The following is a 15,143-nucleotide window of genomic DNA, read 5'->3' on the forward strand; positions in this document are numbered from 1 at the left end:
ACGCAATTTTCATGCGAATGGTTGCCTGATGGTCAAAAAAATTATTTTTTTCTATCAATCACGTAGTTTACCATCAATTCCAGAGAATCTTTATAGGTAGATGCTGGATAAGCCTTTAAGAGTGTAAGTGCCTTTTCTTGATACGATTTCATTTGCGAAATCGCATATTCTAGTCCACCAGTTATTTTAACAAAGTCAATAACCTCTTTCACTCTTTTTTTGTCTTTATTATGATTTTTTACGGAATTGATGACCCACTTTTTTTCTTCTTTGGAACAATGATTCAAGGCATAAATCAATGGAAGTGTCATTTTTTGTTCTTTGATGTCAATCCCTGTAGGTTTTCCTATTTGAGTATCACCATAATCAAATAAATCATCTTTTATTTGAAATGCCATTCCAATATATTCTCCAAAAAGACGCATGGTTTCCACTTCTTCATCTGTAGCATTAACAGATTGCGCTCCCATTGCACAGCAAGCAGCAATCAACGTAGCTGTTTTTTGACGAATAATCTCATAATATATTTCTTCGGTAATATCTAAACGGCGTGCTTTTTCAATTTGTAAAAGTTCGCCTTCGCTCATTTCACGCACAGCAACAGAAATAATCTTCAAGAGGTCAAAGTCTCCATTATCAATAGATAGTAACAGTCCTTTCGACAATAAATAATCTCCAACTAAGACTGCGATTTTATTTTTCCATAGTGCATTGATTGAAAAAAAACCTCTTCTTCTATTGGAATCATCGACAACATCATCGTGAACTAAGGTCGCTGTATGAATTAATTCAATAACTGAAGCTCCGCGATAGGTGCGTTCATTTACTTTTCCCTCAGACACCATTTTCGAAACTAAGAAAACAAACATTGGTCGCATTTGTTTTCCTTTACGGTTAACAATGTAGTGTGTAATTCTGTTAAGTAGCGCAACTTTGGAAGACATCGAATTGTAAAACTTTTTTTCAAAAAGTTCCATTTCTTTTAGAATCGGCTGTTTTATCTGCGCAACTACTTTCATTCGCTCACAAAGATATTAACTAATTCGATGATTTTATAGTTTTTAACAGCATTTTGATTGAGCTTTTCAAGAGGATTTTGTCTCACTTTTATCTTCACAAACTACTCTTTATTTGCTAATTGACCACAAGCCGCATCAATATCCTTTCCTCGAGAACGTCTTACCGTCACTGTAATTCCGTTTTGCTCAAGAGAATCTACATAACGATCAATAGCTTTAGTACTTGCTTGTTGAAACTCACCATCATCTATCGGATTGTACTCGATTAGATTGACTTTGCTTGGTACATCTTTACAAAACTTTACCAACGCATTGATATCCTTTTGTTGATCATTGATACCATCCCAAACAACATATTCGTAAGTAATTTTATTTTTGGTTTTTTCGTACCAATAAGCCAGCGCTTCTTTAAGATCTGTTAACGGAAAGTGCTCATTAAAAGGCATAATAGACGTTCGCACTTCATCTATTGCAGAGTGTAGAGAAACCGCCAATTTGAACTTTACTTGATCGTCTGCCATTTTCTTGATCATTTTAGGCACTCCAGATGTAGAAACCGTGATTCGTTTGGGTGACATTCCTAAACCTTCATCAGAAGTGATTTTTTCAATTGCTTTCAACACATTGTTATAGTTCATTAATGGTTCTCCCATGCCCATAAAAACAATATTTGATAAAGGACGTCCATGATATAACCTACTCTCGCGATCAATAGCAACTACTTGGTCATAGATTTCATCTGGATTTAGATTTCGCATTCGTTTTAACCGTGCTGTCGCACAAAATTTACAATCTAAACTACACCCTACTTGACTCGACACGCATGCTGTTGTTCGCGAACTTGTAGGAATCAAAACAGACTCCACAACTAATCCATCATGTAAACGCACCGCATTTTTAATTGTTCCGTCTTGGCTACGTTGCATTTTATCGACACGAATATGATTGATTACGAAATTATCTTCGAGCATTTTGCGCGTTTCTTTCGAGATATTAGTCATATCATCAAAATTGTGTGCTCCTTTTTGCCATAACCATTCATACACTTGATTTCCACGAAAAGCCTTGTCGCCCTGTGTTACAAAAAAACTGCGAAGTTCCTCTTTGCTTAGCGCACGTATGTCTTTCTTCCCTGCTTGCTTCATGCTGTAAAAGTAGTGAGAATTTATGAGTTTTAGGAAAAACAAAATCCTGTCAATGACAGGATTTTGTTTTTTATACTATTTAAGAATATATTGATTCTATTTGATCTACTCTTGTTATAAAATTAACATGGCATCACCATATGAGTAGAATTGATATCCTTCTTTGATTGCTTCTTCATAGGCTTTTAATATGAAATCATGCCCTGCAAATGCAGAAACCATCATCAACAATGTTGATTTTGGCGTATGAAAATTAGTAATCATACAGTTGGCAATGCTAAAATCGTATGGAGGAAAGATGAACTTATTTGTCCAACCTTCATATTCGTTCAATGTTTTTTCAGAAGAAACAGAGCTTTCCAACGCACGCATTACCGTAGTTCCTACTGCACATACGCGTTTTTTATTCTTTTTTGCATTGTTTACTACTTCTACCGCTTTTGAACCAATCTTTAACTCTTCAGAGTCCATTTTATGTTTTGAAAGGTCTTCAACCTCTACTGGATTAAAAGTTCCTAAACCTACGTGTAATGTAATTTCAGAAAAGTCAATTCCTTTAATTTCTAAGCGTTTCAATAAATGTTTTGAGAAGTGTAATCCAGCAGTTGGTGCTGCTACAGCTCCTTCTTCTTTTGCATAGATTGTTTGGTAACGTTCCTCATCTTCTGGCTCAACATCTCTTTTGATATATTTAGGAAGCGGAGTTTGTCCTAACTCACTTAATTTTGCTCTAAATTCTTCATACGAACCATCATATAAAAAGCGTAGTGTACGTCCGCGAGAGGTTGTATTGTCGATAACTTCCGCCACTAAACTTTCATCATCTCCAAAATATAGCTTGTTTCCGATTCGAATTTTTCTAGCTGGATCAACCAATACATCCCATAAACGCTGCTCTTCATTTAATTCTCTCAACAAAAACACTTCGATTCTAGCTCCTGTTTTTTCTTTATTTCCAAAGAGTCTAGCAGGAAATACTTTAGTATTGTTCAATACCATCACATCTCCTTCGTTAAAATATTCAACTAAATCTTTGAATTGTCTGTGCTCAATCGTTTGTTTTTCGCGATTTAATACCATTAAACGTGCTTCGTCTCTATTTTCTGAAGGATATTCTGCTAATAAATCTGCTGGAAGATTAAAATTAAAGTGCGATAGCTTTTTTGCCATAAGTTTTTCAAGTTTTTTTAAGAAGTGCAAATATACAATCTCAAAATAGGGGTTGTCAAGTATTTAGGGAGTTTTTTTAGATTTCTTCCATTTGCACTCCGATTGATTGTAAATCACTCCAAAAGTCGGGATATGATTTTGAAACAACCTCCGCTTTTTCAATTTGAATTGGCACTCGCAGTGCTAAAGGGGCAAATGCCATGGCCATTCGATGATCTTTGTAGGTTGAAATTGATATGTTTTTACGTATTGAATTCGTTTTTTCTAGATACAATGACACGTCTGTTATCTCTACAGAAGCACCTAATTTTTCAAGTTCTGTTTTTAGTGCCACAAGACGATCCGTTTCTTTTATTTTTAGCGTATGCAAACCAATCATTTCACATGAAAGTTGTAATCCAAAGGCTGTTACCGCTATGGTCTGTGCAATATCTGGAGCATTTTTAAGATCCAGTGTTATTTTTTCTTGAGTAGTTTCTTTTGTTTTGGTAAGTGTAATTGATTTTTCTTCAAAAATAGTTTCTACACCAAATTTTGTATAAATTTCTGCCAAACACGAGTCTCCTTGCAAACTTTCTTTTTTATAGGATGAAAGAGTTATTGTTGTTCCCACTTCGCTTAACGCCACCAAGCTATAAAAGTAAGATGCGGAACTCCAATCAGATTCTACCGTAAATTCTTTTTCTTCCGCAGGAGCATTATAAGGCACTACAGTAATAACATTGTTTTTAAAAGAAGTTTTTACACCTAATTCATTTAGCAAAGAAAGTGTCATTTCTATGTAGGGAATCGAGGTGATTTTCCCTTCTAATGTTAATGTGATTCCTTTTTGTAAAGAAGGTGCAATAAGTAATAATGCAGAAATATACTGACTACTCACATTGGCTTGAAGCGTTACCTCTTTTTTAGAAAGTTGAGTTCCTTTAATTAATAATGGTGGATATCCTTCATTTTTAGTGTACTGGATAGATGCGCCTAATTGACGTAAAGCTTCCACCAATATTTGAATAGGTCGTTCCTGCATTCGCGAAGAGCCAGTGAGTAACACTTGTTGGCCTTTTTGAGTAGCGTAGTAAGCTGTTAAAAAACGCATGGCAGTACCCGCATGATGAATGTCTTTCGTTTCATTATCGGAATGCAACGCTTTTTGCATGAGAGTAGCATCATCTGAATTGGATATGTTATGAATTCTGATTGTAGGATATAAAGCTTGTAATAACAATAATCGGTTAGACTCACTTTTAGAACCTGTTATATCAATCCTTGATTTTTTTTGAAGTCTTGATTTTTGAAGCTTTATATTCATAAGAAATTTTGAAATGTTTACTGTTATTTTTATCTCTCAATTGTGATTGATATCATAACAGCGATTTATATTCAATATAATTTTTGCAATAGAGAAGTGTTATGATTTTAACTTGTCATTATTGTGATGACGATCGTGATCTCTCTTGGTTTTTTTATCCATTTTTTTATCAAAAGCCGTTTGCAGATTAATCCCTGTTTGATTTGCAAGACATAGCACTACAAATACAACATCTGCCAATTCTTCTCCAAGGTCTTTATCTTTATCGCTTTCTTTTTCGCTTTGTTCGCCATAACGTCTTGCAATAATTCTTGCTACCTCACCTACTTCTTCTGTAAGTTGTGCCATATTGGTAAGTTCGTTAAAATAACGAACTCCATGTTCTTTAATCCATGTATCTACTGCAAGTTGTGCTCCTTGTATATTCATGAGTTTAGTTTTGTTCAAATAAAAAAGTGACTTTATACCAAACGCATAAAGTCACTTGTAAAATTAATGCTTTTCATGGAATTACAGGTTGCTTTTCACCAGAAACCTGCTGCATCCTTTTTTAAATCTTTTTTAAGACAACTTTTTCTTGCTCTTTTTCTACTAACACTTTATAAAATTCGCGCAAAGCACTGTATTTATCTGGTGTAATGATTGATGAGTTGATTTCTTTAGACATAACAACACTGATTCCCATAGGAGTTTTAGAGATATTGAAAGTATATAATCCTAAGTTTTCAGGTAATCTCACTGCAGTTGCTTCTGGCAATGATTCTACTTCATATCCTTCAGGCAGTTTTATATTCATCATAATTTTTCGCTTCCACGGATATCCAAAATCTATAGGATATACTCTTTCTTCAGCTTTGAATATATTTTCAGAAGTTGCCAAGAAGAATAATGGTGAAAAGTAAATTTTATCGCCAATTACTTCGGCTTGAGATTCTTTTGTGAATGCATATGATTCTAAAACTGGCTTTCCAATCTTTTTAAGATTTTTGACATCGTGTTCATCTATTTCAATATCGCCAATATTATTTTCAAGTTTTTCTAAATAATCTTCTTTGTCTGCTTTGGCATATACTTCTCTAAATCCTAAGGCATTGTGTGATGTGAATTGCGTACGTTGTTTCCCTTCTATATCTCCATTTTCATTTAATGTTACATTTATACTTGTAACTCGCATAGCTGCTGTTCTAGGCATTAAGCTAATGTCGCTCCAACTTCCATCTTTTCGAATAAGTTTCCCTGACCAATTCAGTGCGCGCATTGGCAACACATTAGGCTCACCATAATAATTAGTTGCATCTAGGAGAATTACTGCATTTTCTACCTCAATTGCAGCAATTACATAGTTAAATCCGTCTAATGTAGGGAACATTTTGATTCCATGATTTCGAGAACTTAAAATTACAGGATTTGCATTAAGCCCTGCATGTCGTAACATAGCGGTAAGTATTAAATTCATTTCGGCAACATTCCCTGTGTTTTCTTTGTAAGCTTTTCGAACTCCTACATCTGTATATTTACCATAGTTTCCGTTCCACTTTACTTTATCTCTAATGAAATTGTAAATCATTGCTGCCTTTTTCATATCATCAGAAACTCCAGCAGTCAATTCATCAACATCATTTTCAAAGTACGAAGTTTTTGCAAGTTGTCCTCCGAAGTATTCACTTCTATATATCGTTTTTACTACATCATCCCAAGTTTTGGTTAGATATTGCGGAATATCATTGGGCATTTGTACTTGTGCAAGTTCAAATTTGACTGCACTTCGGTAGTTTTCTATATTGCTTACAAAGTTTTCATCTTTGAGTGCTGGTACATTTTTGAGTTCAAATCTTGAAATTTTATAATCAAAATCGATTTCATCTTCACTTACACTGGTTCGATTTCCTGCCCAGCTTTTAGACTTTGACGTTAATCGTATTTTCCCAGAACGTATTTCTTCTTTCGGTTCTAATCGAAAATAGCCTTTGTAATGTTTTTTATATGTAAAATAATTATGCGCTTCAAATACAACTTCGATATGATCTACAGGAATATCGTATTGAAAGTAAATTTCGTTTACATTTTGCCAATAAGGCGATACTACTTTGTATTTATACTCAACGATAGAACCTTCTTTCACATTTGGCATGGTTAACTTTTCAAGTTCCCAATTTTCCGAACGATTTTCTGTAAAGATTCCCTCTTTACGAAGTTTAGCTTTTTCTATTTTTCCATTTTCCAAGTTGTAGGTAAAAGCTTTTAGTCCAGAAACACGTTCATTTTCTCCCCTATCTTTGTAAAGTAAAATTGAATGATTGGCTTTTTCAAAACCTTCTTTAGTATATATCTTGATTCTTCTGTGTATGTTGGTTTCTAATTGAAATCCTTGTCCTTGAATATAACGAGTAGTTATATATGTTTTTTCATACAATACAGCTGCGGAAGCTTCAGGATCATTAAGATGTTTTTCTTGTTGTAACATTTCTTTAGAGATGTCTCCAAATTCAACATCCTGCGCATAGATTGTGATAGTGCACAGAAATGTTAATATATACAGTATACTTTTTCTCATAGGGATTTGTTTAATTGTAAATTGGTATTCGGAATTATTTTTTGACTAATACGATTTTGGCAGCATCGAATTTGACAATTTTTTTGATAAATTTCCGATATTCTTTATAATCTTCTTTAGGATGTAAACCTTCTTTTATTTTTAGTGTTCTTTGATATTGAAGTGTTTGCTCATCTTTTTTTGTAATTGTGTATGAATAACTTCCATATTTTGTTTCATAAGTAACATTTTCTGGAATTGCTTCAATTGTGTAACCTATTGGTAATTTGATTTCATATTGATCCTTATCAAAAAAGCTACGTTGAATTTCTAAGGGAAATCTTCTAGAACGATATCTATCAGGAATGTTTGTATAACGATTGAAAGCGTTTGGTGCAAACAACATACGATTTCCTGTAATAACACCATACGAGTCTGCATTGAATTTTATTTTTTCATAAAATGTAATGGTTTCTTTATCATTTTCTAGTATGATTTCGTCTATATTCACATTATTTACTGTTTTGAAATAACGCTTGTAACGCTTATCTTTTTCTGTTTCAGACCAATCTTCTAAATAATAACGATTATCGTATTGAATTCCTTTGGTTTTTATTACAGTATTTGCTGTAATATTTCCATTGACGTTAAGTGCATACGAACCTGTGGTTTCTTGTAAATTTTCTTCTAATGAATATTTTTTTGTACGTTTTATTTTTCCTCCTTCGGGAGTTATGACCAACACATTTCTATTATCGGTAAAGTCACCAATATGTCCAAAAGGAACTTTTTGACTTGTACATTCTAACCAAATATCATCTCCTTTGTTTGGTATATTCAAGATTACATGATTTCCTTGAGCTAGCGAAGCAAAATCATCATAAAAACCTACTATTTCACTTCCTGCTTGTACATGCGTATAATAAGATTCAACACCTGCAATTTTTAGCAATGCCATCGTGTAATTAGTCAATCCTTTACAATCACCATATCCAACTTTATTTACTTCTTCCGCAGGTATGGGTTGAAATCCTCCAATTCCTACTTGCACACTAATGTAACGAGTTTTGTTTTGCATAAATTCGTAGACAATTTTTGCTTTTTCACGATTGGAGGTTACACCGGCAACTAAATTTTCAATCTTTGCTTTGGTTTCATCATCTACTGTCGCACGGCCATCAAGTAAGTTATGATACATCCATTTTCCAAAGTCGTTCCAATTGTTGACTTCTCCAGTAACTCCATCATAATTAAATTTATTGAGTGCAAATACTATTCTTGGCTTAATGTCTGCTTCCGAAGGACTTAATGCTTCAGGCTTAATTCCTGCCATATTTTGGATTGTATAGGAAAGAACGCCTTCTTTTTCTTCCTTTACGACTCCAAACTCTTTTAGGTTGCGTTCTTTTTTATGTAGTGTAAAAGAAGTTGGGTATTGAATTTTATAGGTACTTTTTTCTACTCCAACAAAATAACTTAGCGGATGAAAACTTGGCAAATTTGCAGTATTAGGAGTCTGAACTAAACTTGTAAATTCTGCAGTAAACGGATATTCTGTAGGAGTATAATCCATATATTTCACTCTAGAATCGGAGTACATTGTACCTCCTTCTACTGCACTTACATCTTCAAAGTCACGTTCTTTAATTTTTTTTATTTGCTTTCCGTTTTTATCGTAAATTTTTACTTCAATGTCTTTTACACGAACGTGTGAATCATACCAAACAACTGCTCCAATTTTATTGATTCCGTTTTCATTAAGCACCGTAACAATTCGTTTTTGAGAAATTTCCATGTCGTCGATAGCTTTTACATTTACCAAAGTTTCGTCTAAACGAACAACGGCATTTGCATTATCAGTAAGTTGTGTAGGAAGTGTTAAAAAACTAGTAAGATTTTCTTGAGCCCTTCCTGTAGTTTGAATGAGTATGATAGCGATAATCGCTAAAAATTTTATTCGCATATGGATTTTATATTATTGGTATTCGGGAGAATATATTGCGAATATAAGAAAAGTAATAAATTCAGCAAGAGAAACTTAACAAGCGTTACAATAAGTTAATAAACGTAGTTGTTATTCTTTGCTTTTGGTGTCAATTATAATTGTAACAGGTCCGTCATTTAGTAACGCAACTTTCATATCTGCTCCAAAAATACCTGTTTGTACTTTTTTGTGAATGTCTTTTTCAAACTGCGACACAAAATCTTCATAGAGAGGAATGGAAACATCTGGCTTAGCTGCCTTGATATAACTTGGGCGATTCCCTTTTTTTGTATTTGCATGTAGGGTAAATTGACTTACAACAATGGCCTCTCCATCAATATCAATTAAAGAGTTATTCATTACATTATTCTCGTCATTGAAAATACGTAATCGAGCAATTTTATTAGAAAGCCATTTAATGTCTTCGTGTGTATCTTCGTGTTCAATTCCAAGAAGAATTAATAGTCCTTCTTTAATATCTGCTACTTTTTTTTGATTTACTGTGACACTAGCTTCCGTTACTCTTTGAATGACTGCTCTCATAAAATTTATTGTTCTTTAAATTCGTCTACACGGTAATTACTATCGTCTCCCTCAATGATTTGCAGGTAACTTTTGTAGCGTGACCAAGCAATTTCCCCATCTTCTACAGCATCTTTTACAGCACATTTAGGCTCTTCAATGTGAATACAATTATTGAATTTACACTTACTTTTTAAGGCTAAAAATTCTGGAAAATAATCACCTATTTCTTCTTTTTCCATATCTACAATTCCAAAACCTTTGATTCCAGGTGTATCAATAATTTTAGCCCCAAATTCTAAATCGAACATTTCGGCAAATGTTGTGGTGTGCTGTCCTTGCTTATGTTGTTCGGATATTTCTTTGGTTTTTAGATTCAATTCTGGATCAATTGCATTGACCAAAGTTGATTTTCCAACTCCTGAATGACCTGCAAACATACTTACCGTTCCTTTCATTCGTTGTTTGATGACCTCAACATTTTGTTGTTTTTTTGCTGAAATTTCAATGCACTCATACCCAATATTTTCATAGATATCTTTGAGATACATTACCTCTGCTCTACGTTCAATTTCTTTATACGAATCAATTTTATTGAAAACCAGAACACAAGGAATTGAGTAGGCTTCTGCAGTTACAAGAAAACGATCTATAAAGCTTGGAAATGTTGGTGGATTGTCAATTGTAATCAACAAGAATACTTGATCAATATTGGAAGCAATGATATGAGTTTGTTTTGATAGATTAACAGACTTCCGAATGATATAGTTTTTTCGTTCTTTAATCTCATCAATAACACCTGTTTCTGTATTGTTACTTGTTTCAAGTGTAAAATGTACTTGATCACCTACCGCAATAGGATTTGTACTTTTAATCCCTTTTAGTCGAAACTTTCCTTTGATTCTACATTCATATTCTTTCCCTTCTTCGGTTTTCACCAAATACCAACTTCCCGTAGATTTGTAAACAGTTCCTATCATCAGTACAAAGATTAGGATTATTATTAAAACTTACAATAGGTTTCTAAATCGCTTTGATAAAACCAATTACTCCTTTAAATATCTATTTACAAGCAGTTTAGAGTTGTTAAATAAGGTTTTCCCGTAAAAGAAAGTTTTTGATTTTTAGTAAGTTTCTGTAATTATTAACCAAAAACGTTTCTTTTATGTTACAAAATATACTATTGTTAAATGGTGTGAAAGCCATTGAAAAGGCTCAACAAAAAAATATTATTGGACGAAGAGGGCAAATTTGTTGCGAATGGTGTCCTGATGGTACGTGTCTTGATTGGACAACTATCGGAGTTCCTTGCCCAATTTCGGCTGGTTGTCGATAAAAAAGAAAGCGCGCTAGTTAGCGCGCTTTTACCTATTTATCCTTGCAATATTTTTTCTTGGTGATTAATTGATTCTTGGTGAATCGCTTTAAAAATTCGTAATACAAATTCTTCACTCAATTGATTTTGCTCTCCTTCTAAAATCATTTTTCCTAAAATCTCATTCCAACGTCTAGTTTGCAGAATTGCTACGTTTTTCTCTTTTTTGAGCGCTCCTATTTTATCTGCCACTTTCATTCGTTTGCCTAGCATTTCAATTAATTGATGATCAATTACGTCAATTTGTGTACGCAAAGTTCCAAGCGCATTTCGGTATTCTGCCTCTGTATCAGTAGCTTTTCTTATTTTTAAGTCACTCATAATCTGAACTAATCGATCTGGTGTAACTTGTTGTTTGGCATCACTCCACGCATTGTCTGGATCAAAATGTGTTTCTACCATAAGTCCATCATAGCTTAAGTCTAATGCGGTTTGGCACAAATCAAAAATAATATCTCGTCGTCCAGCTATGTGAGAAGGATCTAATATTAATGGCAAATCAGGAAAACGATTTTGTAATTCAATTGGAATTTGCCATTCTGGATTATTGCGGTAGCGTGTTTTTTCATAAGTAGAAAAACCTCTATGAATCACTCCTAATTTTTCAATATTTGCTGAGTATAAACGTTCAACAGCACCTAACCAAAGTGGCAAATCAGGATTCACAGGGTTTTTAACCAATACAATTTTATCTGTTCCTTGTAGAGAATCTGCAATTTCTTGAACAATGAATGGACTTACTGTAGATCGAGCACCGATCCACAATATATCAATATCATGCTCTAATGCCAATCGCACATGGGTTGCATTGGCAACTTCGGTTGCTGTAAGCATTCCTGTTTCTTCTTTAGCTCTTTGCAACCATTTTAATCCTAGAGCACCAACTCCTTCAAAGTTGCCTGGTCGTGTTCTAGGCTTCCATATTCCAGCACGAAGCACGGTAGCGTCTGTATCTTTAAGTTGATGCGCAATTTTTAGCACTTGATCTTCTGTTTCTGCGCTGCATGGCCCTGCAATTACCAAAGGATGTGGTAACCCGAAAGCATCAATCCAATTTCTAAGTTCTTTTTTGTTTTCCATGGTTCTTTGTTTTTGCGTTAGGGATTGAGGCTTTGTTGGAGCTCCGAGTTCACCACTAAAAGTAAGCATTGTGAACGAGAGCGACTGCCGAAAGCCCGCCTCCAACTTAATTGGAGGAACGCCCTTATTATTGTTACTTGATTCCTTTTAATATTTTTTTAATATGATTTGTGTTTTCCATTTCTTGATAAATTTTTTCAAAATTATCTTGTAACATGAGTTTTTTAAACTCTTGTAAGTTATGAATGTACTCATTTAACGTTTCGATGACATTGGTTTTGTTTTGCTCAAAAATAGGTGTCCACATTGCTGGAGAACTTTTTGCCAAACGTACAGTAGAAGCAAATCCACTTCCTGCCAAATCAAAGATATCACGTTCGTTTTTTTCTTTTTCAATTACTGTTTTTCCTAACATGAATGAACTTATATGTGATAGATGTGAGACATAGGCAATATGTTTATCGTGTGATTTTGGGTCCATATATCGAATTCGCATTCCTAATATTTTGAATAATTCCAATGCTTTTTCTTGCAAACTGAACGCCGTTTTCTCAACTTCACAAATAATATTGGTTTTGCCATGAAATAATCCTTTAACAGCAGCTTTAGGTCCCGAAAATTCGGTTCCAGCAATTGGATGAGTCGCTAGAAAATTTCTACGTTTAGGATGATTTTCAATACTTTGACAGATTTGTTCTTTCGTAGAACCTGCATCAATCACCAATGTATCGTCTTTGACCTCATTTAATACGTGTTCAATAACTTTTATTGATGCTTGTACTGGAATTGAAATTATTACAATGTCAGCATTTTTTACTTGAGGAAGTGTTGCTTTTTGATGAATGAGTTTTCGCTGCAATGCTTCTTCCAAGTGTGCTGTATCTGAATCAATCCCATAGATAGTTGCTTCAGAAAAATGCTCCTGAATGTCAAGCGATATACTACCACCAATAAGTCCGACTCCTATAATATAAACGTTCATTTTTATGATTCAATTCTATGAATAACTTCTTTAATTTTTTGCTCTGTGACACATAATGAAAATCGCACGTATCCTTCTCCTTGTGTCCCAAAAATACTTCCAGGTGTTATAAAAACATCTTTTTCATATAGCAATTTATCTACATATTCTTCAGAACTCAATGTGTTCTTTTTCGGTAATTTTGCCCAAACAAACATTCCTGAAGTTTCCTTACTGAATGTACACTGCAACTTGGTCGCTAATTCCCATATAAGCTGACGTCGTTTTTCGTAGATTTTGTTAAGCTCAACAAACCAACTTTGAGAGCTTGCTAATGCTTTGATAGCTCCTTTTTGAATTCCGTAAAACATCCCAGAGTCCATATTACTTTTTACTTTAAGCACATGCTGAATATGTGTTGCCTTTCCCATTACCATTCCTGTGCGCCATCCGGCCATATTAAACGATTTGCTAAGTGAGTTTAGCTCTAAAGCTACTTCCTTTGCTCCTTTTATTGATAGTATACTTATTGGTTCATCATTAAGAATGAAGCTGTACGGATTGTCATTAACAATTAATATTTGATGTTTTTGTGCAAAGGTTATTAATTGTTCAAAGAAATGTGCTGTTGCTTTTACTCCCGTAGGCATATGTGGATAATTAACCCACATAATTTTGACCTTACTTAAATCTTCTTTTGATAGTGCTTCTAAATTTGGCAACCAATCATTTTCTTCGTTTAAATCGTAAAATCGAGGAATGGCTCCTAATAATTTTGTTACAGATGTATATGTTGGATAGCTCGGATTGGCAATTAAAACCTCATCTCCTTCATCTAAGTATGCCATCGAAATGTGCATAATCCCTTCTTTACTTCCCATTAATGGTAATACTTCTTCGTCTGCATTGAGGGAAACTTGATAGTTTTGTTGGTAGAAATCTGCAATTGCATTCCTTAATTCAGGAATCCCTTGATAGCTTTGGTACTTGTGTGCCATTTCATCATGCAAACTGTTTTCCAACGCATCAACTACAACTCTTGGCGGTTGTAAATCAGGGCTTCCAATTCCTAAATTAATGATTGGTTTTCCCAAAGCAACTAGCTTTCGTACTTCTCTCAATTTTATAGAAAAGTAGTATTCTTCTACTGTATGTATGCGTTTTGCTGGAATCATAAGCCTTGTCGGTTTTTATAAGTTCCTAATACTTTTAGTTTGGTTGTCATAATTTCTAATACAGAAACTGCTTTTTCATAATCTTCATAAGCATCAAAAGTTACATCGACAAAAAAAGCGTATTTCCAAGGAGTTTCAATGATTGGTAACGACTGTATTTTGGTTAAGTTCAGTTTGCAATCACTCATTACATTCAATATGGTTGCCAAGCTTCCTTTTTTATGTTCTAATTCAAATCGTAAAGATGCTTTATCAATTTGATCTATCCCATTACTTGGTTTTTGTTTTTGAAGAATCACAAAACGGGTTTCATTCGTTTTAATGGTTTGAATTTCACTTGATAGAATTTCCAATTCAAAAAGTTCTGCAGCCATCTTTGTAGCTATTGCAGCAACTCCCAAACGTTGTTCTTCCTGAATTCTTTGAGCTACGGCAGCCGTATCTACATCTTCTACCAACTTAATATGTGGATATTTTTTAAAAAACTCTTTGCATTGCAATAATGCCATTGGATGCGAACATACTTCTTTAATATCTTCCATCGTTTGATTGGGCAATGCCATTAAATTATGGTGAATACTTAAGTAAAATTCTCCGTTAATGTGAATATTATATGCATCAATTAATGCATAGTTTGGAATTATAGAACCTGCAATCGTATTTTCTAAAGCCATGATTGCATAGTTACTTTTTTCCTCCATTAGGCTGTTTACTAAAGCATCAAATGACAAGCACTCGTCTAAGAGCACATCTTCTCCGAAGTATGACTGAGCTACTTTGTGATGATTTGAACCTTGAACTCCTTGTATTGCGATGGTTTGTTTCATATCATTTTTGTTCAAAAAAAAAGTTCCGAAATATCTTCGGAACTTT

General features: G+C 34.0%; 14 protein-coding genes. 1 reads left to right on the forward strand and 13 read right to left on the reverse strand.

Features of this window, described 5'->3' with window-relative positions; translation table 11 throughout:
• Nucleotides 1-41: 41 nt before the first annotated feature.
• The 9 genes from AA088_RS04450 to rsgA all read right to left on the reverse strand — a co-directional run bounded on the left by AA088_RS04450 (nucleotide 42) and on the right by rsgA (nucleotide 10,659).
• The gene (locus tag AA088_RS04450) at nucleotides 42-1,019 is read right to left on the reverse strand and encodes a polyprenyl synthetase family protein (RefSeq protein ID WP_046743749.1); all 978 of its coding nucleotides are present in this window, start codon (nucleotides 1,017-1,019) and stop codon (nucleotides 42-44) included.
• 101 nt (nucleotides 1,020-1,120) lie between these two features.
• Nucleotides 1,121-2,164 carry a 23S rRNA (adenine(2503)-C(2))-methyltransferase RlmN gene (rlmN, locus tag AA088_RS04455; protein ID WP_046743750.1) on the reverse strand — a complete coding sequence of 348 codons (1,044 nt, stop codon included), beginning with the start codon at nucleotides 2,162-2,164 and terminating at the stop codon, nucleotides 1,121-1,123.
• Between the two features lie 114 nt (nucleotides 2,165-2,278).
• Entirely contained in the window at nucleotides 2,279-3,334 is a 1,056-nt protein-coding gene (gene queA, locus AA088_RS04460) for a tRNA preQ1(34) S-adenosylmethionine ribosyltransferase-isomerase QueA (protein WP_046743751.1), read from the reverse strand.
• Between the two features lie 76 nt (nucleotides 3,335-3,410).
• Complete coding sequence (locus AA088_RS04465) at nucleotides 3,411-4,640, reverse strand: 3-phosphoshikimate 1-carboxyvinyltransferase (protein ID WP_046743752.1); 1,230 nt, start codon at nucleotides 4,638-4,640, stop codon at nucleotides 3,411-3,413.
• A gap of 99 nt (nucleotides 4,641-4,739) precedes the next feature.
• The gene (locus AA088_RS04470; RefSeq protein ID WP_046743753.1) at nucleotides 4,740-5,069 is read right to left on the reverse strand and encodes a nucleotide pyrophosphohydrolase; all 330 of its coding nucleotides are present in this window, start codon (nucleotides 5,067-5,069) and stop codon (nucleotides 4,740-4,742) included.
• A 121-nt stretch (nucleotides 5,070-5,190) separates the two neighbouring features.
• Complete coding sequence (locus tag AA088_RS04475) at nucleotides 5,191-7,194, reverse strand: DUF3857 domain-containing protein (RefSeq protein ID WP_046743754.1); 2,004 nt, start codon at nucleotides 7,192-7,194, stop codon at nucleotides 5,191-5,193.
• A 34-nt stretch (nucleotides 7,195-7,228) separates the two neighbouring features.
• A complete protein-coding gene (locus tag AA088_RS04480; RefSeq protein ID WP_046743755.1) occupies nucleotides 7,229-9,136 on the reverse strand; it encodes a DUF3857 domain-containing protein in 1,908 nt (635 codons plus the stop codon).
• 111 nt (nucleotides 9,137-9,247) lie between these two features.
• Complete coding sequence (dtd, locus tag AA088_RS04485) at nucleotides 9,248-9,700, reverse strand: D-aminoacyl-tRNA deacylase (RefSeq protein WP_046743756.1); 453 nt, start codon at nucleotides 9,698-9,700, stop codon at nucleotides 9,248-9,250.
• A gap of 5 nt (nucleotides 9,701-9,705) precedes the next feature.
• A complete protein-coding gene (gene rsgA, locus AA088_RS04490; protein ID WP_046743757.1) occupies nucleotides 9,706-10,659 on the reverse strand; it encodes a ribosome small subunit-dependent GTPase A in 954 nt (317 codons plus the stop codon).
• A 185-nt stretch (nucleotides 10,660-10,844) separates the two neighbouring features.
• On the opposite strand from rsgA, the gene AA088_RS18180 reads away from it, so the two are divergent.
• On the forward strand, nucleotides 10,845-11,015 hold the full coding sequence (locus AA088_RS18180) for a hypothetical protein (RefSeq protein ID WP_156168404.1): 171 nt from the start codon (nucleotides 10,845-10,847) through the stop codon (nucleotides 11,013-11,015).
• A 36-nt stretch (nucleotides 11,016-11,051) separates the two neighbouring features.
• Here AA088_RS18180 and AA088_RS04495 read toward each other — a convergent pair whose 3' ends face one another.
• The 4 genes from AA088_RS04495 to AA088_RS04510 form a co-directional block, all read right to left on the reverse strand.
• Nucleotides 11,052-12,134: a bifunctional 3-deoxy-7-phosphoheptulonate synthase/chorismate mutase type II gene (locus tag AA088_RS04495; RefSeq protein WP_046744144.1), complete on the reverse strand. Its 1,083-nt coding sequence runs from the start codon at nucleotides 12,132-12,134 to the stop codon at nucleotides 11,052-11,054.
• 133 nt (nucleotides 12,135-12,267) lie between these two features.
• On the reverse strand, nucleotides 12,268-13,116 hold the full coding sequence (locus tag AA088_RS04500; protein WP_046743758.1) for a prephenate dehydrogenase: 849 nt from the start codon (nucleotides 13,114-13,116) through the stop codon (nucleotides 12,268-12,270).
• A gap of 2 nt (nucleotides 13,117-13,118) precedes the next feature.
• Nucleotides 13,119-14,270: a pyridoxal phosphate-dependent aminotransferase gene (locus AA088_RS04505; RefSeq protein ID WP_046743759.1), complete on the reverse strand. Its 1,152-nt coding sequence runs from the start codon at nucleotides 14,268-14,270 to the stop codon at nucleotides 13,119-13,121.
• Entirely contained in the window at nucleotides 14,267-15,097 is an 831-nt protein-coding gene (locus AA088_RS04510; RefSeq protein WP_046743760.1) for a prephenate dehydratase, read from the reverse strand. The genes AA088_RS04505 and AA088_RS04510 overlap by 4 nt, the downstream gene beginning before the upstream one ends.
• Nucleotides 15,098-15,143 lie beyond the last annotated feature (46 nt).

The organism is Kordia zhangzhouensis (assembly GCF_001005305.1).
GTDB classification, from domain to species: domain Bacteria; phylum Bacteroidota; class Bacteroidia; order Flavobacteriales; family Flavobacteriaceae; genus Kordia; species Kordia zhangzhouensis.

What these genes read in the sequence shown, in the direction of transcription:
- queA (WP_046743751.1), bottom strand. Translation starts at nt 3,334, where the DNA reads ATGGCAAAAAAGCTATCGCACTTTAATTTTAATCTTCCAGCAGATTTA.
- AA088_RS04500 (WP_046743758.1), bottom strand. Translation starts at nt 13,116, where the DNA reads ATGAACGTTTATATTATAGGAGTCGGACTTATTGGTGGTAGTATATCG.
- AA088_RS04450 (WP_046743749.1), bottom strand. Translation starts at nt 1,019, where the DNA reads ATGAAAGTAGTTGCGCAGATAAAACAGCCGATTCTAAAAGAAATGGAA.
- AA088_RS04495 (WP_046744144.1), bottom strand. Translation starts at nt 12,134, where the DNA reads ATGGAAAACAAAAAAGAACTTAGAAATTGGATTGATGCTTTCGGGTTA.
- AA088_RS04510 (WP_046743760.1), bottom strand. Translation starts at nt 15,097, where the DNA reads ATGAAACAAACCATCGCAATACAAGGAGTTCAAGGTTCAAATCATCAC.
- AA088_RS18180 (WP_156168404.1), top strand. Translation starts at nt 10,845, where the DNA reads ATGTTACAAAATATACTATTGTTAAATGGTGTGAAAGCCATTGAAAAG.
- AA088_RS04465 (WP_046743752.1), bottom strand. Translation starts at nt 4,640, where the DNA reads ATGAATATAAAGCTTCAAAAATCAAGACTTCAAAAAAAATCAAGGATT.
- rlmN (WP_046743750.1), bottom strand. Translation starts at nt 2,164, where the DNA reads ATGAAGCAAGCAGGGAAGAAAGACATACGTGCGCTAAGCAAAGAGGAA.
- AA088_RS04470 (WP_046743753.1), bottom strand. Translation starts at nt 5,069, where the DNA reads ATGAATATACAAGGAGCACAACTTGCAGTAGATACATGGATTAAAGAA.
- AA088_RS04475 (WP_046743754.1), bottom strand. Translation starts at nt 7,194, where the DNA reads ATGAGAAAAAGTATACTGTATATATTAACATTTCTGTGCACTATCACA.
- AA088_RS04505 (WP_046743759.1), bottom strand. Translation starts at nt 14,270, where the DNA reads ATGATTCCAGCAAAACGCATACATACAGTAGAAGAATACTACTTTTCT.
- rsgA (WP_046743757.1), bottom strand. Translation starts at nt 10,659, where the DNA reads ATGATAGGAACTGTTTACAAATCTACGGGAAGTTGGTATTTGGTGAAA.
- dtd (WP_046743756.1), bottom strand. Translation starts at nt 9,700, where the DNA reads ATGAGAGCAGTCATTCAAAGAGTAACGGAAGCTAGTGTCACAGTAAAT.
- AA088_RS04480 (WP_046743755.1), bottom strand. Translation starts at nt 9,136, where the DNA reads ATGCGAATAAAATTTTTAGCGATTATCGCTATCATACTCATTCAAACT.